Genomic DNA, 26508 nt, shown 5'->3' on the forward strand with positions numbered 1-26508 from the left:
GACCCCCATGTGCGGTGCATCAGCGCCGCAACAAAGCCCTTCCCTTTAGGGAGGGGTTGGGGTAGGCCCCCTCTCTTTGTCTCTTAGTCTTTTAGTCTCTTTGTCTTGTTTGTATAATGATTTTACCCTATTTTTGCAACTGGTTAGAATGCGTAACCGCATTTTGACGGAATCGGTGGCGGACACGCATTCGTTCGTGTCCGGTTGCTACCTGAGAGAAATCCCATTGACTTAGGACTTTAGACAAGCCAATGAATGGTTGCACATCCTAATATTTATTCACATGAAAAAATACTTTTTACTTCTTACCCTTTTATGTCTTTCCCTTTCTGCCCGGGCTCATGACGCAAAGGTAAATGGAATCTTCTACAATCTGGATGCAGCCAACAGGACGGCCACAGTCACTTTTAAGGGATACTATTATGGCTCGTATGATAATGAATACTCCGGTGACGTAGTGATTCCTGAAATAGTGATTTATAATGGCATCACATATTCCGTCACAAGTTTGGGAGATGACTGCTTCTGGAATTGCAGCAGTTTGACCTCCATCACCATTCCCAACTCCGTCACGAGTTTGGGAGATGAATGCTTCTATGGTTGCAGCAGTTTGACCTCCATCACCATTCCCAACTCCGTCACGAGTGTGGGAGTAAGGTGCTTCTATGATTGCTACCGTTTGCCCTCCATCACCATTCCCAACTCCGTCACAAGTTTGGGAAGCTCCTGCTTCTCTGGTTGCAGCAGTTTGACCTCCATCACCATTCCCAACTCCGTCGCGAGTTTGGGAAGCTCCTGCTTCTCTGATTGCAGCAGTTTGACCTCCATCACCATTCCCAACTCCGTCAAGAGTTTGGGAGGAGGCTGCTTCTCTGGTTGCAGCCGTTTGACCTCCATCACCATTCCCAACTCCGTCACGAGTTTGGGAGATTACTGCTTCGCGTGGTGCAGCCGTTTGTCCTCCATCACCCTTGGCAACTCCGTCACGAGTTTGGGAGGAGGCTGCTTCTATTATTGCAAAAGTTTGACCTCCATCATCATTCCCAACTCCGTCACGAGTTTGGGAGATGAGTGCTTCGGTGAATGCTACCGTTTGACCTCCATCACCATTCCTAACTCCGTCAGGAGTTTGGGAGAAGACTGCTTCCGTAGTTGCAGCAGTTTGACCTCCATCACCATTCCCAACTCCGTCACGAGTCTGGGCTATGGCTGCTTCTATGGTTGCAGCAGTTTGACCGCCATCACCATTCCCAACTCCGTCACGAGTTTGGGAAATAGCTGCTTCTGGGGTTGCAGCAGTTTGACCGCCATCACCATTCCCAACTCCGTCACGAGTTTGGGATGGAACTGCTTCGAAGGTTGCAGCAGCTTGACCTCCATCACCATTCCCAACTCCGTCAAGAGTTTGGGATATAAGTGCTTCGAGGATTGCAGCAGTTTGACCTCCATCACCATTCCCAACTACGTCACGAGTTTGGGAGATTACTGCTTCTATGGTTGCAGCAGTTTGACCTCCATCACCATTCCCAACTCCGTCACGAGTTTGGGATGGAACTGCTTCGAAGGTTGCAGCAGTTTGACCTCCATCACCATTCCCAACTCCGTCACGAGTTTGGGAAGATATTGCTTCTCTGGTTGCAGCAGTTTGACCTCCATCACCATTCCCAACTCCGTCACGAGTTTGGAATATATGTGCTTCTATGAATGCAGCGGTTTGACCTCCATCACCATTCCCAACTCCGTCACGAGTTTGGGAGATTACTGCTTCTATGAATGCAGCAGTTTGACCTCCATCACCATTCCCAACTCCGTCACGAGTTTGGGAAATCAGTGCTTCGAGGGTTGCAGCAGTTTGACCTCCATCACCATTCCCAACTCCGTCACGAGTTTGGGAGATGACTGCTTCTGGAATTGCCGCAGTTTGACCTCCATCACCATTCCCAACTCCGTCACGAGTGTGGGAAATCAGTGCTTCTCTTATTGCAGCAGTTTGACCTCCATCTATATGCTCCCCTCCACACCTCCCAGCACAGGATCCTGGATATTTGATTACACTCCGTTAGAAACAGTCTATGTGGTGGACGAGGATGCCAAGACTGCCTATCAAGCTAAATACCCTTGGAACGCATATGAGATTGTGGTTATGCCCACCGGCATAGAGGAAGTGGAGACAGAAAAGACTGCACCCACCATTGTCGGCTGCTACGACCTGAATGGCAAACTAATCAGCGGCAAACAACGCGGCACGGTCATCGTGCGCTACTCCGATGGCACTACGCGCAAGTTGCTGAAGTGACTGCGCGAAAGGACAGTCCGTCACACAGACCGGTGCAATTATCGTGCTCAGAAATACACACCGACATTCAATGGTTCATCCGTTCAAATAAGGAGAATTTCGGACACGCACATGAAAATAAACAGTAGGAGGTAAATGCCAATTCCCAATGCACTTGCCTCCTACTTTCCTTTGTCTCCAACTCTCATTTTGCCACCTACGTTCACCTTTACCAACCTCTCACGAAGCGGTGTTCCGGGTGTGCTGTTTTGAAACACGAATCTCGCGAATGGGTGAAAGATAAAGAGTCAAAGAGACTAAGAGTCAAAGAGACTAAGAGTCAAAAAGACAAAGAGGCGAAAGATCCTTTTTTTGAAACATTAATGTTCATGAATTTGATTCATTAAAACGCCCTTAATTTGTTTCGGAACACGAAACGCGAGAAATGTTCAGAATTAATGGGGCAATTAATGAGAAAATTAATGGGCATTAATGGAGAAAAATTTCTGTTTTTGGAACATTAATGTTCAGAATTTGAACGAATGAATGAAAGACAAAAACCGGAAAAACCTTTTCCCGGCAGGAACCAGCATCTTATCTGTGCATTCATCAAGTGCAGAGCCGCAGCGACTGAGCCGCAGTAAGGCGGAGTAGGTGGCGAATTCATCGCGCTACCATTGAACGGTTTATTTCTGTTTCTATCGGGGGCAAAGATACCACCTTTCGGCGAAGCTCCTGTGTACTACAATTCAGTTTTGCAGGATGCCATTACTGATATACAGACAGTTAGTTCTACAAACCCCAAAAATAGTTGAAAAATTTTTTATGGCATCAAACTTGGGTTAAATGAAAGAGCCGTGACGAAAAACTCAAAAAAATGCGCAAAAAAGAGAGAAAGATTTGTTGTTTGAAAAGAAAAACGTATCTTTGCAGCCGATTTTAGAGTCCGAAGGGGCTAAAGAAGAGATTGCAGTTGCAATCCGCCTCCCGGAAAAAACCGTTTATACAATTAATAATAATGTACGCAATCGTAGAGATTAACGGTCAGCAGTTCAAAGTCGAAGAAGGCAAGAAAATCTTTGTGAACCACATCAAAGGTGCCGAAAGCGGACAGACTGTTGAATTTGAGAATGTTTTGTTGGTGGACAACGGCACCATCACCGTGGGAACTCCCGCAGTGGCAGGCGCTAAGGTTGTTTGCGAAGTGGTTGAACCGCTTGTGAAAGGCGACAAAGTGTTGGTGTTCCACAAGAAGCGCCGCAAGGGTTATCGCAAACTCAATGGCTACCGCCATCAGTACACTCAGATTTCCATCAAACAAGTAATTGCTTAATCCATTTAAAAAGTTTAGAAAACATGGCACATAAGAAAGGTGTTGGTAGTTCTAAGAACGGCCGCGAATCAGCTTCAAAGAGATTAGGCGTTAAGATTTGGGGTGGTCAAGCTTGCATCGCAGGCAACATCATCGTTCGTCAGCGCGGCACAGTTCACTATCCTGGTAAAAATGTAGGTATGGGCAAGGACCACACGTTGTATGCCCTCGCTGACGGTAAGGTGGAATTCCACCGCGGTCAGCGTGATCGCAGCGTCGTTTCTGTCGTACCCTTCGCTGAAGCATAAAAGGGACGATTAGTCTCGTATTTAGAGTAAAAAACTTTTTTTCATTACAATCAGTCGGGTTGTGGCCGTGAGGTTGCAACCCGGCGCTTTTATTCCCCCTTCAAGCGTCCTCCACGTCACAATTGTTCAGCGTGTGGTGACTGTCGCGGCGCTGATTTTGGAAATCAAGACGTTCCAACGACAGGTTCTCTGCAGCTCATCTATAGGTTGTAGATAAGGTCTCTATAGGTCGTAGATAGCGTGTAGAAAAGGTTTTTGTTGTCGTGAAGGCTGCAAACTCACGGGAAAAGCACTAAATTTGCGCCAATCCTTCATGCTTCTCATTCGTTAAGAAGTGATGACGTAACGTTCATTACTTGGTTCATGGCTTACTTTTCCTCGTAAGAATCCTAATTCCCTTAACCCTTTTCGCTCATGCAAATCCTCATTTCTTGTTCCAAGACGATGCAGTTCGGACAATGTGGTCCGGAGGAGAAGGAGTACGTGCAGACCGTGCCTCGCTTTCTCAATGAGGCGAATGAAATGGCGCAGCGGTTGATGCAGCTGACGCCGGAGCACATGGCGAAACTCCTCAAGGTGAGTCATCCAATTGCTGCTACGGTTTGTTTGAACTATCAGCACTTCTTTGACACAGAGAATCCGAAAAGGGCTGCTTTGTTTGCCTACGATGGCGTTGTGTTCAAGCAAATTGCCCCCGAGACGCTTGATGCCGATGCCTTGGACTTCGCTTCCAAGCATTTGTTCATCACCTCTTTCCTCTATGGACTCCTGCGTTCCGGCGATGCCATCTCCCCCTATCGTTTGGAAGGCAGCGTTGCCCTGTCCGGCAGTGCCAATGGCGACGCCCAATCCCGCTTTGATTTCTGGAAGCCTTTGCTGACAGACTTTCTCATTGAGAGCGTGAAAGCCGATGACGGTGTGTTGGTCAATTTGGCGAGCGCAGAAATGAAACGTCTCTTTGATTGGAAACGCGTCTGTCGCGAAACGACCGTCGTCACGCCGGACTTCAAGGTTGTGGAAGGCGAACGCGAGAAGAACGTAACCATCTACGCCAAAATGTCCCGCGGACTAGCGGTGCGTCACCTGTTGCTCCAGCGTCCCTCCGGAGCCGAGGCTTTGAACGGCTTCCAACCCGACATTCCCGGCGTGGCGATGGTCATGCATCTCCAACGCTCGTGATGAATCCACACGTGAAAGATTACAACGTATTATTTATATACCTCTAATTTCACAGAAACTTGTACACTCTTCGTCCCTCCCGCCATTTCACAGAGCCTGTGCTCATTTTCCTTCTTTGCCTTGTGACGTTCTTCATGCACAACGGCGTGTTGCAACCTGACATCATGGAGTCGCGAAACATCATCACGGCTCGCGAGATGGTGGCTGACGGCAGTTGGCTGGAACCCACGATGAACGCTGAGCCTCGTTTGGAGAAACCTCCTTTGCCCACGTGGCTTGTGGCGGTGACTTTGCTGACGGGGACGGACAGCCTTCCGCTTCAGCGAGGCATGGCGGCGGCAGCAGCGACGCTTTTGGTGTTCTATTTCTATGTCTTCGCCCACCGCTTCTTGCGCATGAACGCCTATTTGGCGACTTTGGTTTTCGTGACCTCCTATAATGTCGTGCTCACGGGGCGCACGGTGAACTGGGACATCTTCTGCCATGCCTTCATGATGGCGGGCATCTTCCATTTGGCGCGAGCCTTCAAAGCGCGGGCGGACCTTCACCGCACTCAGTTCAAACACTTCACCTGGGCGGGCATCTGGCTTGGTCTGTCGTGGATGAGCAAAGGTCCGGTTTCGTTCTATGCCTTGCTTCTACCCTTCCTTCCTGCCTGGTTCCTCACCATGAAAACGCCGTTGCGCGGTCATCGTCGTGGACTTTTGTGGGCGATTCTGCTCGCCGTCATCGTGGGCGGTTGGTGGTTTGCCTATATTCTCCTTTACGCTTCCGACACCGTGGGTGCAGTTGTGCAGAAAGAGACCGTCGCTTGGGTGAATCACAATGCTCGCCCGTTCTGGTACTATTGGCAGTTCTTCCTTGAAAGCGGCGTGTGGAGTCTTCTGCTGCTCACCTCGTTGATTGCTCCTTTGTGCTATGCCGTTGCCGGCGAGAAAGGAAAGAACCGTTTGCAGGCATGGGGACTGCGGCTGCGAAGCCTTGACCGTGCCTACGCCATGCCTGCGCTGTGGATGGTGCTCAGTCTTTTCCTCTTGTCTTGTATGCCCGAAAAGAAGCCGCGCTATCTTTTCCCCTTGCTCATTCCCGCCGCCTACGTCATGGGCTATCAACTCCAGCGTTGGATTGACGTGTTCGGTGAGTTGGGCAGCAAGCATCGCCGCGAGCGCGTACTCTTCCGCGTCAACGCCTGGCTCATCACGGCAGTCATTCTCATCCTCCCTGTGGCGACTTGGATTTTCTTGTATGAAAAAGGTTACATCAACATTTGGGAGGAAATCGGCGTTGCGCTGTTCTGCCTCGCGGTGACGGCGTGGCTGGTGAGAGCGATTCGCGGTTTGCGAGTGAGACGGGTGGTTTATGGTGTAGTCATTCTTTTCCTCTCCGTTGAAGCCTTCGGAATGCCCTTGGTAGATAAGTTGTTTATGAACCAAGAGCGCCACAGCATTGCGACCGTGAACGCTCGCTCCGAGGTGAAGGCATTGCCTTGCTATCATGGTGCTTCAGACCCGCTGCGCATTGAGTTGGTCTATGTCATGGGGCGTCCCATCCGTCCGTTGGAAGTGACGAATGCCGACAGCCTGCGTGCCGCCGCTCCCTGTCTGCTCGTTTTGGCGCGTCCCCTTTCCGACTATCTTTCCGAGGAGGCGTTGCAGCAGTTCAACGTGGAAGACCTCGGTCGTTTTGACGACAATCCGCGCCCGAAAGAAAACAAGCGGCGCTACGATGAAGTCTTTTGTTCGCACCTTTATGTGGTGAAGTAGGGTAGGTATATGTTGGGGGACTATTCCTCTTTGTCTTGCGTTCCCGTTGGTCCGGGATATTGTCCATGCTTCTTACTGTTCCGTCCGAGCCGTATGGCGTGAGCGGGGCAGTGGTGGAGGCAGCGCAGACAGAGCGTGCATTTTTCTTTTGTCCAAACCGGAAGAAGTTCGTCCGTGCGCATTTCGATGCACCTTGTCGGGCAGTTTGCGGCACATACGCCGCAGTGTTGGCAAGCCGGCGGCTCCACCGAGAAGCGTTTTGTGTGGCGTGCACGTTCGTAGTACTTATATTGCCACTTCGCCATCCAGTGTGGCATCTTCCCGTTATTCATTTTTCGTCCGTTTGTCTCGTTTTGCAGACAAACGGCTTTTTTTCGGATGCTCTCGGCGATGCGCGGGATGAGTTTTTCCGCCTGTTTGAGAATATTGTTGTTTTTCTCCGTGTTCGTCACATCAAAGAGCGGCACGTAGGTGTCCACCATCTTCACGGGAAAGGTTGCCGTTGCCTCCAGACCGCAGGCGTGCACCGCATCCCTGAATTGCTTCTCCCATTCTCCGACGGAGGCGCCGAAGGTCACCACACCATATACATATAAAGGAGCATCCATTGCGTGCCGCACCTCCATCTGCGACATGAAGTCGTGGACGAAGGCAGGCATTCCGCCGAAGTGAACCGGCATGACGAAGCCCAGGTCTTCGTGGGCTCTGAGTTCGATTTTCGGACTGTGTTCTTCCCAAAGACTTTCCATGGAGACAGCGCGGTCGCCGAGCAGTTGGGCAAGTCGGAGGGCAAGGTGGCGGCTGTTGCCCGCTCCGGAGAAATAGATAATCATAGGCTAATCTTGGCGGGAGAGTGTCAGTCGGTGGTCAATGCAGGAGGGCAATTCTTCATCGTAGTGAGAAACCATGATGAGCGTGCGGTCCGGGCGAGTCATATAGGCGTCAATGATGCTTCGGGCACGGTTGGTCAGTTCGTCGTCGAGTCCGTGGAACGGTTCGTCGAGGATGAGGAGGGCAGGCTGTTTGACGAAGGCACGCACCAGCAGCACCAGTCTCTGTTCACCGTCGGAGAGTGAGAGATAGTCCCGCGTGGCGAGGTCGCCGGCGCCGAAGCGTTTCATCCATTCCAGACAAAGTTCCCGTTCCTGTTGTGAGGGGCGCACATAGAGCCCGATGGTGTCGCGCAGTCCGCTCGCCGCAATGTCAATGGCGGGGAGCGGCTTACGATAGGTTGAGAACATTTCCGGTGAAACGAAACCGATGTGTTTCTTGATTTCCCAGATGCTTTCGCCTCGTCCCCGTCTTTTCCCGAAGAGGTGTATGGGACAGGCATAGCCTTGCGGGTTGTCGGCGCAGATGAGCGAGAGCAGGGTTGATTTTCCCGCGCCGTTTGGTCCGGTCAGCGCCCAGCGTTCGCCGCAGCGCACGGTCCAATCGAGGTGATGGAGAATGTGCCGACTGCCGTAGGTCACCGTCACGTCGCAGAACTCAATCATGTTTTCCCCTTGCGGCACTGGGGAGGCTGTTGGTGGAAGGGGCAGGGGAGCGGGCTTGGGTGTCAGCGTTTTTTGTTCGTTTTCTCTGCGTTGGAAGAACTCCTCTCTGGATTCCGTGTGAGTCAGGGTTCGTTCGCTGAGGCTGACGACTTTGCGGATGAAGGGCGGGATGTCCGCTTCGCGGCATACAATCAGGATGAGCGTGAGATCCTTGGCGAGTTCCTCCAGCAGGGCGGTGAAGGAGCGGCGCGCCTCTCTGTCCAGACCGATGAAGGGGTTGTCAATCATCAGCACCTTCGGGCGGGAGAAAAGCATTCGTGCCGTTTGCAGGCGTCGGAGTTCTCCGCTTGAAAGGAGGTTGATGGTTTTGTCAAGGTGTGCCGTGATGCCGGTTTCTTCCACCCGGCGCAGTGTTTCCTCCGACACCTCCTCACCGACCGGTTTCGCGCGCTCCAGCATCTCCGCCACGGTGGGGAAGACTTGTTCATCGGCGCGGTTCCAGCGTTGTTGGTAGTAGGCAGGTTCGTTACCGCCGTAGATGTCTCGAAACGAAAGACAGCGGATGCCACCCTGTGTGTGCTGTTCGGAGGCGAGATTGTCCGTTCTGGCTTCACCGAGGAGTGGGCATGCTCCTGCGATTTGTCGGGCGAGCAGCGTTTTCCCCGCTCCGTTCTTTCCGAAGAGCACGGTGTGTTCTCCGGCGTGAAGTGTGAAGTCAAAGGGCGCACGAAGACGATAGAGCGGATGGCGTGCCACCCCTTGTCGGATTTGAATCAGAGGAGTCATGGGTGTATTGGCATTTTGACAGTTTTCTGCAGGAGTTTGACGGGAGTTTGACGGGAGTTTGACGGGAGTATGAAAAGTATTTGATTGATCGCTGCCCTCCCTATTTTTTGTTTTTCAGACACACGTCGCAGCCGCCGCAGTCCGGTGCATCGTCGGAGAAGTGGTGAAGCAAGACTCTGCTGCGACAGAGTTCGTCCTGCAGGACATAGTTCGCCATGGCTTCAATCTGCTTTTGCATGTGTGCTTTGCGGATGGAGTAGATTTCCGGTGGGAAAGTCACATTCTTCGGGTCAAGACGGCGGGTGAGGAAGGTGATTTTGGGTATTTTCTTTTTCGGAACATAGTTCACAATGCCCCAGCGGGAGAGTGAGCAGAGATGCTGATAGACCTCCTGTTGTGTCATGTCGCAATGTTCTGCCAGCATGTCTTCTTCTACGGTTCGATATTCGGCAAAGATGCCCGGGATGCGTCGCAGGACGGCGTCGAGCACGAGTTCCGTGCGTTCGGGCAGGTAGTTCACGCTGTAGAGTTCGTTGCGTTGCATCATCACCATGAGCCGTGAGGTGGCGTCTTCTTTTTCGTGATACTCAAGATAGCCTGCTCGGCTGAGGATGTTGAGTGCGCTTTGCAGTCGGATGGGGAAGTGTTGAAAGACGCGGCAGAACTTGGCAATGTTGAACTCAAAGGTTCTGCCCTCCGCTTCTCCCTCGGCGATTTGAAGGAAGTAGCAGATTTCCGCATAGACCCTCCTCAGATAGTCCGTTGGCGGGAAGGAGTCCTCCACCCTTCGGAGCAGGGTGCGTTCAACGAAGGAGTTGTGGATGAGGACGGCATAGGCAAGTTTACCGTCTCGTCCGGCACGTCCCGCTTCTTGGAAGTAGGCTTCTATGCTGTCCGGTACGTCAAAGTGGAGAACCAGTCTGACATCGGGTTTGTCGATTCCCATGCCGAAGGCATTGGTGGCGACCATGACGCGGGCTCGGTCTTCCTGCCAGGCGCGCTGGACGGTTTGTCGTGTCAGTGCCGAGAGACCTGCGTGATAGTGAAGTGCGGGGATTCCTTGTTCCGTCAGTGCCTTCGCCAGATCCTCCGTTTTTTCTCGCGAACTGGCATAGACGATGGCGCAGCCGGGGACGCTTTGGAGAATGTGCACCATCTCTTCAATCGGTGTCTCGGTGGCACGTACGACATAGCGCAGGTTCGGACGTTCAAAACTCATGCGGAACACCTTGCCCGTGGCGTTGAATCGGAGTTTCTGGCAGATGTCCTCAACCACCTCTTTCGTAGCAGTGGCAGTCAGCGCCAACACGGGCACGCCGGGGAGCACGTCCCTCACGGTGGCGATTTGAAGATAGGAGGGTCGGAAGTCATAGCCCCATTGTGAGATACAGTGGGCTTCGTCGATGACGATGAAACTGATGTGGATGCCTCGCAGACGGCAGATGAAGTTGGGCGAACCGAGGCGTTCGGGGGAGATGTAGAGGAGTTTATAGGCGCCGAAGTGGGCATTGTCAAGGTGGCGCGTGATTTCATCCCTTGACATTTCCGAACTGATGGCAACGGCAGCGACACCGCGGCTCTTGAGGTTGGCGACTTGGTCTTTCATCAAGGCGATGAGTGGTGTCACCACGAGACACGTTCCCTCCGCCGCCAGTGCCGGCACTTGGAACGTAATGCTCTTTCCGCCGCCGGTCGGCATGAGTCCAAGTGTGTCATTGCCTTCAGCGATGTGGCGAATGATGTCCTCTTGAATGCCTCGGAAGTCGGGGTATCCCCAAACGTCCTGCAGAATCTTTTTGTAGCGTGCGGAGTTATACATGAAAGAGTCAAAGAGTCAAAGAGACAAAGAGTCAAAGAGACAAAGAGTCAAAGAGTCAAAGAGTCAAAGAGTCAAAGAGTCAAAGAGACTAAGAGTCAAAGGGACTAAGAGACAAGGAGTCAAAGAGACAAAGAGTCAAAGGGTCAAAGGGTCAAAGAGACAAAGGGTCAAAGAGACGAAGAGACTAAGGGACTAAGAGACAAAGAGTCAAAGAGTCAAAGAGACTAAGAGACAAAGAGTCAAAGGGACTAAGAGACAAAGAGTCAAAGAGACTAAGGGGCTAAGAGACGAAGAGTCAAAGAGACGAAGAGTCAAAGGGACAAAGAGACAAAGGGATTAAGAGACAAAGAGTCAAAGAGACTAAGGGAGAAGAGCCTCGGCGGGAACGGGGAACCAAGGTCTATTTTTCCGTTGTTCTCGGTCGGATGTCAATGATTTGAAGTTGGATGTCTCCTCGTTTGTGGGTGTTTTCTTCGATGGTGTAGCAGATGTCGAAGGACTGACGCGTTTTGATGTAGCGTGCCTGCGAGCTTTGACCGAAGGCGATGCCGTTCATGACGTGGTTGCTCTTGTCGTCCACGAGTTCCAGTTTGATGTGCTCCTGTCCTCTTCCGACCACCTTGCTCGTGCCGTAGTCATAGACCTTTTTGGTGCAGAACACCGGTTTCTCGTTCATCGGTCCGAAGGGTGCGAAGCGTTTCAACTGCTGGTAGAAGCGGAAGTTCACGTCCTTGAAATCGAGGATGGCATGGATGTCAATGCTCGCCTTGGTTTGTTCCTCGAGGATGTGGGAAGCCACGTAGGCTTCAAATCTTTCACTGAACTCTTCCACGTTTTCGACTTTCAGCGTGAGTCCGGCGGCGTAGGTGTGTCCGCCGAAGTTTTCAAGCAGTTCCTCGCAGCTCTGCACCGCTTTATAGACGTCAAACCCTGAGACGGAGCGCGCCGAACCGGTCGCCATGCCTTCGCTGCAGGTCAGCACCACGGCGGGACGATAGAACTGTTCCGTCAGTCTTGATGCCACGATGCCAATCACGCCTTTGTGCCAGCTCTCGTTGTAGATGACGACGCTACGACGCTCTTTCATGTGTGGAATTTTCTCGGCTTGTTCCATCGCCTCCTCGGTGATTTGTTTGTCGAGGTCCTTGCGTGCTTCGTTATAGACATTGATGTGGTGTGCCTTTTCCAGAGCGACGGGATAGTCTTTCTCAACCAGGAGTTCCACAGCCTCTTTGCCGTTCTGCATTCTTCCCGAGGCATTGATGCGTGGTCCGATTTTGAAGACGATGTCGTTCATCGTCAGTTCTCTTTCCGTCAATCCGCAGACTTCCACGATGGCGCGCAAGCCGATGCTCGGGTTGGAGTTCAGACAGCGAAGCCCGTGATAGGCAAGGATGCGGTTTTCCCCCATCACGGGGACGATGTCAGAGGCGATGCTGACGGCACACAAATCCAGCAGCGACGTCAGTTTGTTGAACTCGATGCCGTTGTTGAGGGCAAAAGCCTGCATGAACTTGAAACCCACGCCGCAGCCGGAGAGTTCCGTGTAGGGGTAGTGGTTGTCGTGGCGTTTAGGGTTCAGGATGGCAGCTGCCTCAGGCAGCACGTCGTCGGGCACGTGGTGGTCGCAGATGATGAAGTCCACGCCCAGCGACTTGGCATAGGCGATTTCCTCCACCGCTTTGATGCCGCAGTCCAGCACGATGACGAGTTTCACGCCGCTCTCCGCTGCCATCTCAATGCTTTTGTGGGAGATGCCGTAGCCTTCGTCGTAGCGGTCGGGGATGTAGTAGTCAATGTGGGAATAGTATTGTCTGAGGAACTTATAGACGAGTGCGACGGCGGTGCATCCATCGACATCATAGTCTCCATAGACAAGGATTCTTTCCTTTTTCCCCATGGCTTCGTTGAGTCTGTCCACGGCTTTATCCATGTCGTTCATCAGGAACGGGTCGTGGAGCGTGGTCAGTTGCGGACGAAAGAATTGCGTCACCTCCGCGGGTGTTCGCATTCCCCTTTCGTGGAGCAATCTGCCGAGAGCCGGATGAATGCGTGCCGCGGCTGCCAGTTCGGCAGCCTCTTCCGCGACTTTTGCATCGGGCTCTTCGTAGTTCCAATTGTAAATCATGGTTTTATATGTCTTGTTTTGTTTGTCTGAACCAAGGGGAGTCATCGCCTGTTACGGATGGGACGAGGCGAACTACTCCAATTAAGCGGTAAAATTACGCATAATTTATGGATTTTCCTGCTTTTTCCTCAATTTGCTCGTCAAACAAAGCGGAATGCGGGGTGAAAGCGGTGTGAATTTCAGTCTTTTTCTGCTCCTCTTGTCGGTTCGTATGGGGAATCCTGTGTCGCTGAGAAGACGAAGAGAAGAAGAGACAAAAAGTCAAAGGGACAAAGAGACGAAGAGACGAAGAGACGAAGAGTCGAAGAGGCAAAGGGACGAAGAGAGGAAGAGACAAAGGGACGAGAAGACGAAAACCGCGTCACCTCCTATTCACCTCCTATTCACCTCCTATTCGTGTCCTCTTCACCGCCTCTTCACCGCCCAATTCGTTCAAATCTTATTCAATTCGTGTCCAAAAACATTCGAGAGATTCGTGTTTCAAAACAGCACACTAAGGAACACCGCTTCGTGAGAGGTCGGTAAAGGTGAACGTAGGTGGCAAAGTGGGAGTGGGAGGCACAGGAAAGGAGGAGGCAAAGTGAGAGTAGGTGGCAAAGGAAGAGGCTGCGCCGTAAACCTTAATTACAACACAGCCTCGTCAAATAATGTTTTTGTATGTAATCCACACATATTTATATTTCACATGACTATTTTTATGTAGATTGTAATTCTTCTGTAAGATAACTATATACATAGCCAGAGGATTGAAAGAAAAGGCCAGTCTTTGGGTCGTTCAATTTCTCAAACAGCCGAGAGGTGTAAACAATATCAAAGGCTTGCTCCATAGAAAGACCACGCTCGTCCATCAGCCGGGAGATAAGGTCTTTGACTATCTCCTCTTTCATATTCTGAAATTCTGCCTGCGATACGTTCATCTGCTTGTTTGCTTTATGAGTTTGTCAATGGCTCTCTGCGTACAGAAAGCATACTGGAATGTGAGGCCCTTGATATACTGGATGCGCTTTAGAAATTCCTCAAAGGAAATGTAACCTTGTTTATAGCGCGTTATCTGGGCACCGATGCGGTCGTTTGCTATAGGGCCATACACGATGTCGTAATCATGTAGTGTCCTGCCGTTGGGTTCTGTTCGATGGTCATAGACGAAGTGTGCCCATTCCTCGGTATAATATTCGAACCGCTTGATTTGGAACTCCTCAAAAAGAGCCTCGTCAAACTCATACACATTGACGATGGGAGTAGAATCCTCAAATTCTGCACGGAACTGCGCCATTTTCAAGGCTTGCTGTTCGTCATCAGACAGATAGAAAGCCCTGCCAAAATCCTTGTTGGGTTACGACTTTGCTAAGTCAACATGAGGGATGTCAACAGTTGAACCATGATAGAGTGTCATAGGTTTCCACCCCTCCTTTGGCAGTATTCCCGCAAGGTCTGGATGTTCTCTTCTACCGATAGCGTGTGCATCACGTTGTAATGCTTGTTGCAAAGTGCCAAAGCGCCATACTGGTTGAGGTAGCGGTAAGCCATCGCCTCCGACACCCTGCAGCGAGCAGCGAACTCCGCCACCAACAACACAAGATACTCTATCCTGTCCATTACCTGCTTTGACATAAGCAAATCTCTTCCTTTTAGTCCGCACAAATACCGTGTGGCATGGCGCGGCTGATGTAACTTTGTTTGCAAAGTTACTCATTTATTCAAATACACCAAGTTTTTACAATTTGAAGGCATCATTTTTAGGGGTGTTCTATAAATTACGGGATAAGGAACGTTCAAAAGCCCGTAATTTATAGAACACCTCCTTATTTGAACGGATGAATCATTGAATGTCGGAGTGTATTTCTGAGCACGATAATTGCGTCGGCTGTGTGACGGACTATTCTTGCGCGCTGTCACTTCAGCACCTTTCGCACTGTCACTTCAGCACCTTTCGCGTAGTACCATCGGAGTAGCGCACGATGACCGCGCCGCGTTGTTTGCCGTTGATTAGTTTGCCATTCAGGTCGTAGTAGCCGACAATGGTGGGTGCAGTCTTTTCTGTCTCCACTTCTTCTATGCCGGTGGGCTGCATAACCACAATCTCATATTCGTGCCAAGGGTATTTAACTTGATAGGCAGTCTTGGCATCCTCGTCCACCACATAGACTGTTTCTAACGGAGTGTAATCTAATATAGCAGATCCTGTGCTGGGAGGTGTGGAGGGAAGCATATAGATGGAGGTCAAACTGCTGCAATTCTCGAAGCAGCAATCTCCCAAACTCGTGACGGAGTTGGGAATGGTGATGGAGGTCAAACCGCTGCAACCATAGAAGCAGTATTCTCCCACACTCGTAATTCCTTGATATTATTTGTAGTTCCGTTATTTATTGAGTATCTTTGCACTCAAAAAATAACAAATAACTACAGAACTATGTATTGTAAATACTGTGGTAAACTTATAGATGACGATTCCATATACTGTAGGTATTGTGGAAAGGATGTAACGGCAAACGGTCATAATTTAACCACTATATCTACTGACATTAAATTATCATCTTTTACCGAGAAGATAAAATATAAGGAAAGGAAAGAAAGGTGTATTAACTACTTAAAGCCTAAACTTATATTTTCGTGGAAGGTACTAAAAACTGTAGTATTTGCTATAGGTGGATTATTTGCGTGGATAGTAGTAGGTTTTATCTATGCACCATTTATAGCGTTATTTAATGCCGATATACCCAAACTAGGTATCTTTGAAGAAATAGAAAAGATATGGAAGAAGGAAGAAAAGCCCAAAGAAGAAGAAAAACCTTTAGAAGATTACTTTGATTTCTAATAATATCCCACCTATCAGAAGCGGTAAGTGGGATTACTTATTATTTAGGGATTGCCGTTTAATCCCTAAATAACGAAACTTTAAAATATCATCCAACTTTTGTGACGGAGTTGGGAATGGTGATGGAGGTCAAACTGCTGCAATCAGCGAAGCAGCCATATTCCAAACTCGTGACGGAGTTGGGAATGGTGATGGAGGTCAAACTGCTGCAATAAGAGAAGCAACATTTTCCCATACTCGTGACGGAGTTGCCAATGGTGATGGCGGTCAAACTGCGGCAAGCAGAGAAGCAGTATTCTCCCACACTCGTGACGGAGTTGGGAATGGTGATGGAGGTCAAACTGCTGCAATATGTGAAGCACGCCCATCCCAAACTCGTGACGGAATATGTGATGCCATTATAAGTCACTGTTTCAGGAATCACTACGTCACCGGAGTATTCATTATCATACGAGTCATAATTGTCTCCCTGAAAAGTGACCGTAGCCGTCTTGTTGTCTGCATCCAGATTGTAGAAGATTCCATCTACCTCTGCGTCATGAGCCCGGGCAGAAAGGGAAAGACATAAAAGGGTAAGGAGTAAAAAGTATTTTTTCATGTGAATAAATATTAGTATGTGCAACCATTCATTGGCTAGTCTAAAGTCCTAAGTCAATGGGAACGGGCGCGCACCATGTTGGACTATAGGGAGGCTTGAAGCCTCTGTCTAAAATCGTTTGCCTTGCCGTCGCACGATGAGTGACGATGCGAAGGCTTGTGCGTGCGTATTAAGTGCCTGTTTCGTGGAGGCGATGCTGCTTGCTTTAGGGTTGCGACAGCATGGCGAAGAAATATTATTTATGGTAAGACATAGCATTCTCTCAAGTGGCAACCAGAAACGAACGAATGCGTGTCCGCCACCGATTCCGTCAAAATGCGGTTACGCATTCTAACTAGTTGCAAAAATAGAGTAAAAGCATCATACAAACAAGACGAAGGGAGAAAGAGACTAAAAGTCAAAGAGTCAAAGAGAGGAAGAGTCGAGGAGTCAAAGAGACAAAGAGTCAAAGAGAGGAAGGGACAAAGAGAGGAAGAGAGGAAGAGACGGAGGGCGAAAACCGTTCCTCTGTGCCATAGAGGGGCGTGACCTTTGCCACCTTACTGCGCAGCCATGCTGTGGCAAGATAGAGTGCGCCGAAGGTAAAGCCATCTCTTCCCTCGTCAAGACGTTGCTCGTTTGACGACATGCAAAGTTGCTTGAGAATGTGCGAAGCCGTTTGAGAAATTTGTCCTTACACAATGAGGGCTTACAGCAAAACTTGTGCCATGATGCACACAAAAAGGAAGACGGCAGAAAAATGTAAAAAGGATACGCGCGCCTCGCGCGCGTATTCACCTTTCACACCTATACGTTTTTCAAGGCTACATGCATTTCCTTCAAACCCTACACAGTTTGGGTTTAAAGCTTGATAATCATAGGGGTTAGGTGTGTAGGATTTGGTCTTAAAATCCTACACAAAACCCTTCATTGTGCAGGGTTTCGCGGCGGTGTGTGTAGGGTCGTGGTGAAGCAAAAAATATAAATGTAGGATTGGGCGGAAATATGCAAAAACGTGGTTTTATCCTACATTTTTGCTCTTCGAGGGAGCCTGTGTCGCTGAGAAAAGTTTTGCCTACTCGGCACGCAGTTTTACTTAGGAGCGCTCCCAGTTTTACTTAGGTGCGCTCCCAGTTTTACTTAGGTGCGCTCCCAGTTTTACTTAGGTGCGCTCCCAGTTTTTCTTAGCCTTCCCCTAGTTTTTCTTAGCCTTCCCCTAGTTTTTCTTAGCCTTCCCCTAATTTTATTTTCCCTTCCTGAAATTTTATTTTGCCTTCTTCAAATTTTTCTTTCCCTTCTTCAAATTTTTCTTTGCCTTCCTCAAAATTCGTGTTCTAAAATGTAGGGTTCAGTGTATGATTCCATGTAGGATTTGTGTAGGATTTTCAATTCAGACCCTACACAGTGCAACGAACGGATAATCAGTGATATACGAGGAAAATGTAGGGTTTTGTGTAGGGTTTGCAGGATTTATATTTCTCTATAATATACGTATAGCGAGACGAGTGAGTCACGCTGCAACCCTACATTCCTCTTCTCTCCCTCTTCGTTGACGGTGTAAGTAAAAATGAACGGTTGCAGTTCTGTGGGATTTTGGTGATTGAGTGGTTTCCCGTGGGTTTGTGCAGCACGCGTTCAACTTATGCGTTCTACAAGTTCTTAGAAAAAATGTTGCCACGGCGGACAAGGTTGTCAGCCGTGGCAAGCATGATGGAAATTTTTCCCGAGGCAGGAATTGCTTTGTTGGGGAGGTTGGGCTCAGTCGAAGCGGGAGCGACCGCAGAGGATTCGGATGCGGTTCTTCACTGCTTTGCCAATGTTTTTCAGTTCGCCGTGGCGGAGACTCAGCCAAAGTTGTTCAAAAGAGCGTCCGATTTTAATCCAAGGATGTCCCCAGCCTTGAATGCGGAAGAATCGGTGCTTATAGTCCACGTTCTCAATGACGTAGCGCGGATGGCGGAGCGGGAAATCCAACTCGTGAGACTTCATTTCAAAGATTCGGCGATAGGCATGTGGGAGCGTGGCGTTCGTGCCGCTGAGATGTACGCCCTCGCCGCAGGCACCGAGGTTCTGGATGAGATTGACGCGCGGAACGATGGACAGCCCGTTTTGGAAGAACATCGCCGCGTGGAAGATGGTTTCGTAGTAAGCCTTTCCCAGTCCCTTGTGGTAGCGACAGAAGTCAATGAAGTTGGATTGCTGTTTTCGGTCGCGAATGTAGGCATCGAGTTGATGGAGGTTATACTCGTCTTCGAGGAAGCCGTAGTGTTCGTCCCATTGGTCGATGACCCTTCGCCATGAAGCCCATCCCGAGATGCTGAAGACGGTGGAGAAGAAGTAGTCGTAGGGGCAGTCTTTGGTGGTCTCATCGACGTTGAGTCCGCAGACCATGCTGATTCTTTGGTCGTCTTCGTAGCGATCCAGCATTTCTTTGCAGAAAGAGAAGAAACTAAGGCTCGGTATGTCATCGTCTTCGAGGACGATGCATTTGTCGGTCAGTGAGAACGCCCATTTCTGTGAGAGAAATTCGCTTGGGTCGCAGCCTCGATTGACTTCTTGAAAGTTTCTGTGTACTTCGCAGGGCCAATCGATGTTTTCAACGACGCGTCGGCAGGCTTCAAGTTGTGGCACGTCGGCTTCGTTGCGCGGTCCGTCTTGATAGAGGAAGAGTCGTGCCGGTTTCGCCTTTCGTACTTGTTCGAAGACGGCGGCGAGAGCGTCGGGGCGATTGAAGAAAAGAATGAGAACGGAAATGTCCATGAGCAGAGATGATGAGGGGTGAAGGAGTCAGAGTTTCAGGTTTTCAAGATAGAAGACAGCGTGTCCACCGCGTTTTTCGGGCGGTGGCGGTGTCATGTAGTCTTTGTAGAGGTCACGGAGATAGGCGTCGGAGTCGGCGGGTGCGAGGAACTCCTCACCTTCGAAGTTGATGCGTGTGAGCGGGAAGACCACTTCGGTGCGGTGCATGATTCCGTAGCCGTTGTTGTTCAGCGTGTTGGAAAAATATTCACCTTTCATTCGCGTCAGACACGCCAGATTCCAAAGCGTTTTGAAGAAGAGGCGTTTCGCGGAGAAATAGAAGAGTTCCGCCGTGGCTCGCCAAGAGTAGTAGTGCTGACTGTTCAGAATGGCGTTGCTTCGGCAGTAGCCTTTTGTGATTCGTTTGATGAAGTCGCGTGAGACGGAAGGGTAGGGCATCATGGGGAAGACATCCACGTAGAGTCCTTTTTCGTAGGGGCGTGTGAAGTCGTCGGCGCCTTCGACGAGGAAAGAGTTGTTGTCGCGTACCTTATAAATGGGCATTCTCAACTCTTTGTTCGTGGCGGGCGACTGCAGTTTCAGTCCTTCCGGCAGATCCTTCCGGCAGGCTTCTTCAAAGCGCGGAATGTCGGTGAGTCGGATGGCGATGTCGATGTCGTCGTCCCAGGGGATGAAGCCGCCGTGGCGCACGGCGCCCAGTAGCGTGCCGCCGTCCAGCCAGTAGTCAATGTTGTTTTTGAGACAGACCCGGTGGATGGCGCGAAGAATTTCCAGTTGTCGGAGTTGCACCGCGCGGCGGTGGCGTTCGAGAAAGTCAGAGAGTGGAGTGGTCACGGTGAGGTGGAATGAATGTCGCAGAGCGGCGTTAAAGAGAAATAGAGGAGGAAGTAGAGAGGTGTGGCAGAGGTTTGGTGAATTCTGAGCCTCTCTTCAAGGAAGTTTGTTGGTTTCACAACACGTTTTGTCGTTTGACGTCGATGACCTGCCCGGTGTAGTCCGCTTTCAGGCAGCGGACGGTGGCTTCCGCCACGGTTTTCGATTGCAGCAGCGTGTCATCCGGCTCGACGCCGAAGTTTTTGACGCGCATGGGAGTTTTCGTTCTTTCCGGGTTGATGCAGTTGATGCGTATGCCCGCGGGTTCCCATTCTTGTGCCACGGCTTGAACGAAGTTCACAATGGCTGCTTTGGTGGAAGAGTAGATGCTGTAGAAAGCGCGCCCTCGGGTGTAACTGCTTGAGGTGAAGAAGACCAGCATTCCTTTGGTTGCATGCAGGAAGGGATAGGCGGCAAGTGCCACGTTCACCGTTCCAAAAAAGTTAGTGCGCACAGTATTTTCAATCGTGACATAGTCCATCGTGACCAGCGGTTCTTTGTTCAAGATTCCCGCCGTGGCGATGACGAAGTCAATGTGTCCTTCTTTTTGGTTGACTTCTTGGAGTGCTTTTTCGACGTCTTCTCGTTGTCCGACGTCGGTGCCGGTGAGCGAGCGTGAGAAGCAGTGGACGGAGCAGCCTCTTGCTCGAAGTTCTTCGGCGGTGTCTTTCCCGATGCCGTAGGAGCCTCCGAAGACCACAGCCACCTTTCCTTCAAAGTCATTTTCCGACGTTTCCTTGTTGGCAGGTGCGTTCATGCCTCTCAGTTGGAAAAGTTTGTCAAGCAGGAAGGTGTCCTCTTTGTAGGTCAGTTTCATGTTGCTTTCTTCGCCTCGCACGAGGAAGACTTCTTCTTCGGGAAGATATTTCACCACCACGCCACAGTCGTCCGTGACGCGGAAGTTCGGGTCTTGCAGCGCGAGTTCGTAGGCTCGTCTGATGGTGGAGAGTCGGAAGGCTTGCGGTGTCTGTCCTCGTTGCAGCCTCGTTCGATCCGGTATGGCGAAGATGTGGTCTTCCTCCGCTTCGATGATGGTGTCAACGGCTGGCACGGTGACGTCAATGGCAGCGTGAGTCAGCAGGGCTTCACACACGTCGTCGATGATTCGCTGACTCACCAGCGGTCGGACGGCATCATGGAAAATGAGGTTCACCTCTTCTTCCCCCTCATAGGCTTGAATCGCGCTGAGGCTGGAGAAATATCTTTCCTTTCCGCCTTTGAGAATTTTTTTAACCTTTTTCCAGCGGTTTCGTAACACCATGTTTTCCATGTCCGCCACAAAGAAAGGGTTGGAGACGAGGGCAATCTCGTCAATGTGCGGATTGCTCTCAAAAGCGTCCACGGTGTGTTCCACAACCATTTTCCCGGCAACCTTGAAGAACTGTTTGGGAGTGCTCAGTCCCAAGCGGCTGCCGGTGCCGCCTGCAAGGATGATGGCGATGTTTCTAATCATGTCGATGAAGGTTTGCAGTCCCTCACGAAAAGGGGATGGAGTTCCTCAGCATAAGGACTAATTTATCCTCAAAAAAGGACTCTTCTGTTTGTCAGATAAGGCAAAGGTAGGGTTTTTCGCTTACTTAAACTTGCTTTACGCAAAAAAACCTTACCTTTGCTTCCGTTCCAAACAGAATTTGGTGGCGGCGTGCGTCGAAAAGGTGATGAACGCCTCTTCATTTTTGAACGTTCCTTATAATCTTATGAAACATGTTCTTTCTGCGGCAAGCGCCCGCATCCAAACAACGCTTACCGCTCTCTTCCTTTCCTCCTTCTTTCTCCTTCTTTCTGCACAAACCACCGACCTTGAGCAGATGGACTATCAGCCCAAGCGTGAGTTCCGAGGCGCCTGGATTCAAGCCGTCAACGGACAGTTCCTCGGCATGAGTCGTGACGTCATGCAGCAGAATCTGACGAATCAACTTGACGAACTCCAACGCTGTGGCATCAACGCCATCATCTTTCAAGTCAGAGTCGAAGGCGATGCGCTCTATGCCTCGGAGAAAGAACCTTGGAGTCGCTTCCTCACCGGGCGACAGGGCACGCCCCCGAATCCCTACTGGGATCCCTTGCAGTGGATGGTTGAGCAGTGTCACAAGAGAGGCATGGAACTCCACGCATGGATCAATCCCTTTCGAGCCAAGACCAAAGGTACAAAGGAGTTGGCAGTGACGCACCAGTATGCCAAACACCCTGAGCGTTTCTTTGAGTATGATGGGCTCTATCTCTTTGACCCCGGTATGCACGAAAACAGAACCTACATCTGCTCCGTCGCCGCCGACATCGTGCGCCGCTATGACGTGGACGGCTTTCACATCGATGACTATTTCTACCCCTATCCTGCCGCAGGCATGGAGATTCCCGACGAGGAGACCTACAAGGCAAACCGCAACGGCATCACCAACCGCGACGACTGGCGACGCTACAACGTGAACCTCTTCATCAAGATGTTGCAAGACTCCATCCACAGCGTCAAACCTTGGGTCAAGTTCGGTGTCTCGCCTTTTGGTATCTATCACAATCAGAAGGAGGGCAGCAACCTTCCCGGCTCCAAAACATCCGGACTGCAGAACTATGATGATCTCTACGCCGACGTGCTCTATTGGATAAATCAGGGGTGGGTGGACTACACCGTGCCGCAGATTTATTGGGAGATAGGTCACCGCGCTGCGGACTACGATGAACTCATTCACTGGTGGAGTCGCTTCGCCGGCGGGCGTCCGCTCATCATCGGGCAAGACGTTGAACGCACCGTGCGCGCCGCCGACTTGAAAAATCCCTCTGTCAACCAGATGCCCGAGAAATTCCGCTTGCAGCGCACGCTTCGCGGCATTCAAGGCTCCTGCCTGTGGTATTCTGCCGCCGTTGTGCGTGACGAGGGCAACTATGCTTCCATCTTGAAGAGCAAATATCACCGCACGCTCGCCCTGCAGCCCCTCTTCCCCTTCCTCGATGACAAAGCACCGAATAAACCTCGCAAGGTGAAAGCCGTCTGGACCTCCAAAGGCTACTACCTCTTCTGGACCGAGCCCAAGGGAAAAACCGAAATGGACAAAGCGAAGAGTTATGTCGTCTATCGCTTCCCCGCCGGGGCAAAGATTGACCTCTACGACGCCTCTGCCATCGTCGCCATCACCTCGGACTGCCACTTCCGGCTCCCCTACACCAAAGGCAAAGAGAAATACACCTACGTGGTCACTGCCCTCGACCGACTCCAGAACGAGTCCAAGCCTGTCAAGGTCAAAGTGAAGTTGTGAGGCATATATATATAGGTATATAAGAAGACACTTCCTCTTGGATGCTCCTTATGCCATGATTTATAGACAACACCATAAAAACGATTAGACATTATCAAAATGAAAGTACTCAAATTCGGAGGATCGTCCGTTGGCTCGCGTGAGGGCATCCTTCATGTCAGAGATATTGTCAGCCGGACGAAACGTCCGGTGGTTGTGGTGGTTTCTGCGCTCGGCGGAGTGACCGACCGTCTCATCGCTTTGATGAAACAGGCTGCCGATGGCGATGAAGCCTACGTGTCCGAACTCGAAGCACTTGAGAAGCGTCACCGCCAGATGGTGAACGATGTGATTGCCGAAGTAAAACGCCCGGCGTTGCTCGAACGCTTGGAAGTCCTTCTCGTCGAACTCCGCAGCATCCTTCACGGCGTCTTCCTCATTCACGACCTCACGCCCAAGACCTCTGACGTCATTGTGGCGTATGGCGAACGCCTCTCCTCGCTCATCGTCGCCGACCTGCTGGAGGAGGCGTGTCACCTTGACTCGCGCCAACTCATCAAAACCACGCGACAAGGCGAAAAACACATCGTTGATTTCAACGAAACCAATCGGCTCGTCCGCGAGCACATGAAACAACTGCCGCCGGTGACCGTCATGGGCGGTTTCATCTCCTCCGACACGAACTCCGGCGTCACCACCAATCTCGGACGCGGCGGGTCTGACTACACCGCCGCCATCATTGCTGCCGCCCTTGACGCGGAAGCGTTGGAAATCTGGACGGACGTGGACGGGTTCATGACGGCAGACCCTCGCATCATTCCCAACGCCTTCCCCATTGATGCGCTGTCCTACGCCGAAGCCATGGAACTTTGTAACTTCGGCGCGAAGGTGGTCTATCCGCCCACCATCTACCCCGTTTGCAGCAAAGACATTCCCATCCTCGTCAAGAACACTTTCCGCCCCGACGCAAAAGGCACCGTCATCAGCATCAAGGCAGAGCAGAGCAACCGCCCCATCCGCGGCATCTCCTCCGTCGCAGAGACTGCCATGGTCACCGTCAGCGGTCCTTCCATGGTGGGCGTGATTGGTGTGAACCGCCGTATCTTCACCACGCTTGCTGCGGGACACATCTCTGTTTTCATGGTGGCACAGAACTCCTCCGAGACCAGTACCTCCATTTGCATGACACCCGGCGAGGCTCGCAGAGCCTGCGAACTGCTTGACACAGAGTTTGCTCGCGAAATTGCCGACGGCTCCATGAACCCTGCAGCCTTGGCTGACAACCTCGCCAGCGTTGCCGTCGTCGGCGAGAAAATGCGCCGCTGGCCGGGCATCGCCGGAAAACTTTTCTCCGTTCTTGGACGCAACGGCATCAGTATCTCCGCCGTCGCCATGGGCGGTCAGGAATTAAACCTCTCTTTTGTCGTTGAACGTGACAATTTGAGAAAGACGCTGAGTGTGCTCCATGACAGTCTTTTTCTCAGTGAGCACGAAGACCTCCACCTCTTCGTGTGCGGAACTGGAACGGTGGGAGGAAGCCTCTTGTCTCAAATTGAGGCACAGCGTGAGAAACTGATGAAAGAACGCGGTGTGCGTCTCCTCGTCACCGGCATCAGTGGTAGCCGTAAGGCGATTTTTGACCGTGAAGGCATTGATCTTTCAAACTTCAGAAACCTTCTTTCACAAGCCACCGAGGGTGGAGTGGAGTGCATGGTTGAACACATCAAAGAGATGAACCTCTTCAACTCCGTTTTCGTCGATTGCACCGCATCGCCGGAAGTGGCTGCGCACTATGAAGAACTCCTGCAACGCAACGTGAACGTCGTTGCCGCCAACAAAATTGCTGCATCCTCGGATTTTGAGAATTACTCCCGTCTCAAGCACATCGCTCGCGACAAAGGCGTCAAATTTCTATTCGAAACTAATGTCGGTGCCGGACTTCCCATCATCAACACCATCAACGACCTTCTTAGTTCCGGCGACCACGTGCTTCGCATCGAAGCCGTCTTGAGTGGTACGCTGAACTATGTCTTCAATACCCTCTCCGCCGACATTCCCCTCAGCCGGGCTGTGCGACTTGCTCAGGAGAACGGCTACAGCGAACCCGACCCCCGCATTGACCTTTCGGGAAAAGACGTAGTCAGAAAATTGGTTATCTTGGCTCGGGAGAGTGGCTATCGCGTTGAGCTTGACGAAATTGCTCGCGAACTCTTCATTCCTGCCTCCTTGTTTGAAGGCTCGTTGGACGACTTCTGGCGTGAACTTCCGCAACAAGATGCCCACTTCGAAGCCGAGCGAAAGCGCTTGGAACGCGAACACAAACGCTGGCGCTTTGTCGCCAAGTGGGAAAACGGAAAAGGAAGCGTTGGTCTGCGTGAATTTAGCATGGGACATCCTTTCTACGAACTTGACGGCTCCAACAACATTCTCCTTTTGACAACGGAGCGTTATCGTGAGTATCCCATGCTGATTCAAGGCTATGGCGCAGGAGCCGCCGTCACCGCTGCCGGTGTCTTCGCTGACATCATGCGTGTGGCAAACTAAGCAAAGTTGACTCGGAACTTCCGAGAAGCAAATCTGTAATTTCTTTTAAGGGGTGTGCTATAAATTACGGGATAAGGAACGTTCAAAAATCAACTCAACCTAATTTTTAGAACACCCCTTAAAGAAAGAACTGTTCAGAACTTATAACTGTCCGCTAAGCTTTTTGAGCGGTTGAAAAATTAGGGCTGATTCCATTTGCAGGAGTCAGCCCTAAAAGGTTATTTTGAAAGTTCCGTTTCTCTCGTTTGGGGAATCTACGTGGCGTCATTGATGCTTTCTTCAACCTCTTCCAAAGTGGTCGAAGTCATTTGTGCGATTTGTTCCACAGAAAATCCATTACAATACATGTTACGGAATAATCTCTTCTGAGCCAACACTTCTCCTTCCGCTCTTCCTTCCGCTCTTCCTTTAGCCATTCCCTCTGCCATTCCTTCCGCCATTCCTTGCGCACGACCTTTCTTCTCTGCGGTTTCCGTCACGGCGAAAAGATCCCAGAAGTCCTTTTGACTTTCAAGATAGCTTTTCAGCTCCTCACGATTAAATTGTGCAATTTCAGCTTGTTCAAAGAGACGTTGGAAGACTGCTTCCTGCAAGACGGCGGGGCGTTCCATCAGCGTGGCGAGATTCTTGATGGCATAGAGCC

General features: G+C 50.9%; 21 protein-coding genes and 1 pseudogene. 8 read left to right on the top strand and 14 right to left on the bottom strand.

Annotation, left to right across the window (positions count from 1 at the left end; genetic code table 11):
• The first annotated feature begins 457 nt into the window (after positions 1–457).
• The 5 genes from I6E40_RS06910 (at position 458) to I6E40_RS06930 (ending at position 6837) form a co-directional block, all read left to right on the top strand.
• Positions 458–2296 (top strand): leucine-rich repeat domain-containing protein, encoded by a 1839-nt coding sequence (locus I6E40_RS06910; RefSeq protein WP_235386309.1) that lies wholly within the window; start codon positions 458–460, stop codon positions 2294–2296.
• Between the two features lie 997 nt (positions 2297–3293).
• The gene (gene rplU / locus I6E40_RS06915) at positions 3294–3608 is read left to right on the top strand and encodes a 50S ribosomal protein L21 (RefSeq protein WP_235386310.1); all 315 of its coding nucleotides are present in this window, start codon (positions 3294–3296) and stop codon (positions 3606–3608) included.
• Between the two features lie 23 nt (positions 3609–3631).
• A complete protein-coding gene (gene rpmA / locus I6E40_RS06920) occupies positions 3632–3895 on the top strand; it encodes a 50S ribosomal protein L27 (protein ID WP_235386311.1) in 264 nt (87 codons plus the stop codon).
• Between the two features lie 414 nt (positions 3896–4309).
• Positions 4310–5074: a YaaA family protein gene (locus I6E40_RS06925; RefSeq protein WP_235386312.1), complete on the top strand. Its 765-nt coding sequence runs from the start codon at positions 4310–4312 to the stop codon at positions 5072–5074.
• Between the two features lie 59 nt (positions 5075–5133).
• Positions 5134–6837 (top strand): ArnT family glycosyltransferase, encoded by a 1704-nt coding sequence (locus tag I6E40_RS06930; RefSeq protein WP_235386313.1) that lies wholly within the window; start codon positions 5134–5136, stop codon positions 6835–6837.
• Between the two features lie 20 nt (positions 6838–6857).
• On the opposite strand, the gene I6E40_RS06935 is transcribed toward I6E40_RS06930, so the two are convergent.
• From I6E40_RS06935 to I6E40_RS06970, 8 genes and pseudogenes are all read right to left on the bottom strand, one after another.
• Positions 6858–7670: an EFR1 family ferrodoxin gene (locus I6E40_RS06935; RefSeq protein ID WP_235386314.1), complete on the bottom strand. Its 813-nt coding sequence runs from the start codon at positions 7668–7670 to the stop codon at positions 6858–6860.
• A gap of 3 nt (positions 7671–7673) precedes the next feature.
• Positions 7674–9119, bottom strand: coding sequence for an ATP-binding cassette domain-containing protein (locus I6E40_RS06940; RefSeq protein WP_235386315.1), 1446 nt, complete (start codon positions 9117–9119; stop codon positions 7674–7676).
• 100 nt (positions 9120–9219) lie between these two features.
• Positions 9220–10938, bottom strand: a complete 1719-nt coding sequence (locus I6E40_RS06945; protein ID WP_235386316.1) for an ATP-dependent DNA helicase RecQ — start codon at positions 10936–10938, stop codon at positions 9220–9222.
• A gap of 400 nt (positions 10939–11338) precedes the next feature.
• Positions 11339–13066, bottom strand: coding sequence for a single-stranded-DNA-specific exonuclease RecJ (recJ, locus tag I6E40_RS06950; RefSeq protein ID WP_235386317.1), 1728 nt, complete (start codon positions 13064–13066; stop codon positions 11339–11341).
• A gap of 695 nt (positions 13067–13761) precedes the next feature.
• Positions 13762–13983, bottom strand: a complete 222-nt coding sequence (locus tag I6E40_RS06955; RefSeq protein WP_235386318.1) for a hypothetical protein — start codon at positions 13981–13983, stop codon at positions 13762–13764.
• Positions 13980–14384 (bottom strand): annotated as a pseudogene (locus I6E40_RS06960) (DUF3990 domain-containing protein); the annotation flags it as partial. The gene I6E40_RS06955 and the pseudogene I6E40_RS06960, both read right to left, overlap by 4 nt.
• A gap of 71 nt (positions 14385–14455) precedes the next feature.
• On the bottom strand, positions 14456–14662 hold the full coding sequence (locus I6E40_RS06965; RefSeq protein ID WP_235386320.1) for a DUF3791 domain-containing protein: 207 nt from the start codon (positions 14660–14662) through the stop codon (positions 14456–14458).
• Positions 14663–14981: 319 nt separating this feature from the next.
• A complete protein-coding gene (locus tag I6E40_RS06970) occupies positions 14982–15392 on the bottom strand; it encodes a leucine-rich repeat domain-containing protein (RefSeq protein ID WP_235386321.1) in 411 nt (136 codons plus the stop codon).
• A gap of 84 nt (positions 15393–15476) precedes the next feature.
• Between I6E40_RS06970 and I6E40_RS06975 the strand changes: the two genes are divergently transcribed.
• Positions 15477–15881 (top strand): zinc-ribbon domain-containing protein, encoded by a 405-nt coding sequence (locus tag I6E40_RS06975; RefSeq protein WP_235386322.1) that lies wholly within the window; start codon positions 15477–15479, stop codon positions 15879–15881.
• 88 nt (positions 15882–15969) lie between these two features.
• Here the strand turns inward: I6E40_RS06975 and I6E40_RS06980 are convergent, their stop codons facing one another.
• From I6E40_RS06980 to I6E40_RS07000, 5 genes are all read right to left on the bottom strand, one after another.
• Positions 15970–16479 carry a leucine-rich repeat domain-containing protein gene (locus I6E40_RS06980; protein ID WP_235386323.1) on the bottom strand — a complete coding sequence of 170 codons (510 nt, stop codon included), beginning with the start codon at positions 16477–16479 and terminating at the stop codon, positions 15970–15972.
• 445 nt (positions 16480–16924) lie between these two features.
• A complete protein-coding gene (locus tag I6E40_RS06985) occupies positions 16925–17107 on the bottom strand; it encodes a hypothetical protein (RefSeq protein WP_235386324.1) in 183 nt (60 codons plus the stop codon).
• Positions 17108–18216: 1109 nt separating this feature from the next.
• Positions 18217–19218 carry a hemolysin activation protein gene (locus tag I6E40_RS06990; RefSeq protein WP_235386325.1) on the bottom strand — a complete coding sequence of 334 codons (1002 nt, stop codon included), beginning with the start codon at positions 19216–19218 and terminating at the stop codon, positions 18217–18219.
• Between the two features lie 27 nt (positions 19219–19245).
• Complete coding sequence (locus I6E40_RS06995; protein WP_235386326.1) at positions 19246–20052, bottom strand: phosphorylcholine transferase LicD; 807 nt, start codon at positions 20050–20052, stop codon at positions 19246–19248.
• A gap of 115 nt (positions 20053–20167) precedes the next feature.
• Positions 20168–21544 (bottom strand): bifunctional cytidylyltransferase/SDR family oxidoreductase, encoded by a 1377-nt coding sequence (locus tag I6E40_RS07000; RefSeq protein ID WP_235386327.1) that lies wholly within the window; start codon positions 21542–21544, stop codon positions 20168–20170.
• Positions 21545–21788: 244 nt separating this feature from the next.
• Here I6E40_RS07000 and I6E40_RS07005 point away from each other — a divergent pair, with 244 nt between their 5' ends.
• Together I6E40_RS07005 and thrA are read left to right on the top strand one after the other, a co-directional pair.
• On the top strand, positions 21789–23342 hold the full coding sequence (locus tag I6E40_RS07005) for a glycoside hydrolase family 10 protein (protein WP_410897043.1): 1554 nt from the start codon (positions 21789–21791) through the stop codon (positions 23340–23342).
• A gap of 99 nt (positions 23343–23441) precedes the next feature.
• Positions 23442–25865, top strand: coding sequence for a bifunctional aspartate kinase/homoserine dehydrogenase I (gene thrA / locus I6E40_RS07010; RefSeq protein WP_235386328.1), 2424 nt, complete (start codon positions 23442–23444; stop codon positions 25863–25865).
• 254 nt (positions 25866–26119) lie between these two features.
• Here thrA and I6E40_RS07015 read toward each other — a convergent pair.
• The coding region (locus I6E40_RS07015; protein ID WP_410897044.1) for a PD-(D/E)XK nuclease family transposase at positions 26120–26508 on the bottom strand (389 nt) is incomplete at its 5' end.

It is taken from the genome of Prevotellamassilia timonensis, assembly GCF_021531665.1.
Lineage (GTDB): Bacteria > Bacteroidota > Bacteroidia > Bacteroidales > Bacteroidaceae > Alloprevotella.

Excerpts from the sequence above, each read along its gene's own strand:
- rplU (WP_235386310.1), top strand. The coding sequence starts at position 3,294 with ATGTACGCAATCGTAGAGATTAACGGTCAGCAGTTCAAAGTCGAAGAA.
- rpmA (WP_235386311.1), top strand. The coding sequence starts at position 3,632 with ATGGCACATAAGAAAGGTGTTGGTAGTTCTAAGAACGGCCGCGAATCA.
- I6E40_RS06925 (WP_235386312.1), top strand. The coding sequence starts at position 4,310 with ATGCAAATCCTCATTTCTTGTTCCAAGACGATGCAGTTCGGACAATGT.
- I6E40_RS06935 (WP_235386314.1), bottom strand. The coding sequence starts at position 7,670 with ATGATTATCTATTTCTCCGGAGCGGGCAACAGCCGCCACCTTGCCCTC.
- I6E40_RS06940 (WP_235386315.1), bottom strand. The coding sequence starts at position 9,119 with ATGACTCCTCTGATTCAAATCCGACAAGGGGTGGCACGCCATCCGCTC.
- I6E40_RS06945 (WP_235386316.1), bottom strand. The coding sequence starts at position 10,938 with ATGTATAACTCCGCACGCTACAAAAAGATTCTGCAGGACGTTTGGGGA.
- recJ (WP_235386317.1), bottom strand. The coding sequence starts at position 13,066 with ATGATTTACAATTGGAACTACGAAGAGCCCGATGCAAAAGTCGCGGAA.
- I6E40_RS06955 (WP_235386318.1), bottom strand. The coding sequence starts at position 13,983 with ATGAACGTATCGCAGGCAGAATTTCAGAATATGAAAGAGGAGATAGTC.
- I6E40_RS06965 (WP_235386320.1), bottom strand. The coding sequence starts at position 14,662 with ATGGACAGGATAGAGTATCTTGTGTTGTTGGTGGCGGAGTTCGCTGCT.
- I6E40_RS06975 (WP_235386322.1), top strand. The coding sequence starts at position 15,477 with ATGTATTGTAAATACTGTGGTAAACTTATAGATGACGATTCCATATAC.
- I6E40_RS06980 (WP_235386323.1), bottom strand. The coding sequence starts at position 16,479 with ATGAAAAAATACTTTTTACTCCTTACCCTTTTATGTCTTTCCCTTTCT.
- I6E40_RS06985 (WP_235386324.1), bottom strand. The coding sequence starts at position 17,107 with ATGTCGTCAAACGAGCAACGTCTTGACGAGGGAAGAGATGGCTTTACC.
- I6E40_RS06990 (WP_235386325.1), bottom strand. The coding sequence starts at position 19,218 with ATGGACATTTCCGTTCTCATTCTTTTCTTCAATCGCCCCGACGCTCTC.
- I6E40_RS07000 (WP_235386327.1), bottom strand. The coding sequence starts at position 21,544 with ATGATTAGAAACATCGCCATCATCCTTGCAGGCGGCACCGGCAGCCGC.
- I6E40_RS07005 (WP_410897043.1), top strand. The coding sequence starts at position 21,789 with ATGAAACATGTTCTTTCTGCGGCAAGCGCCCGCATCCAAACAACGCTT.
- thrA (WP_235386328.1), top strand. The coding sequence starts at position 23,442 with ATGAAAGTACTCAAATTCGGAGGATCGTCCGTTGGCTCGCGTGAGGGC.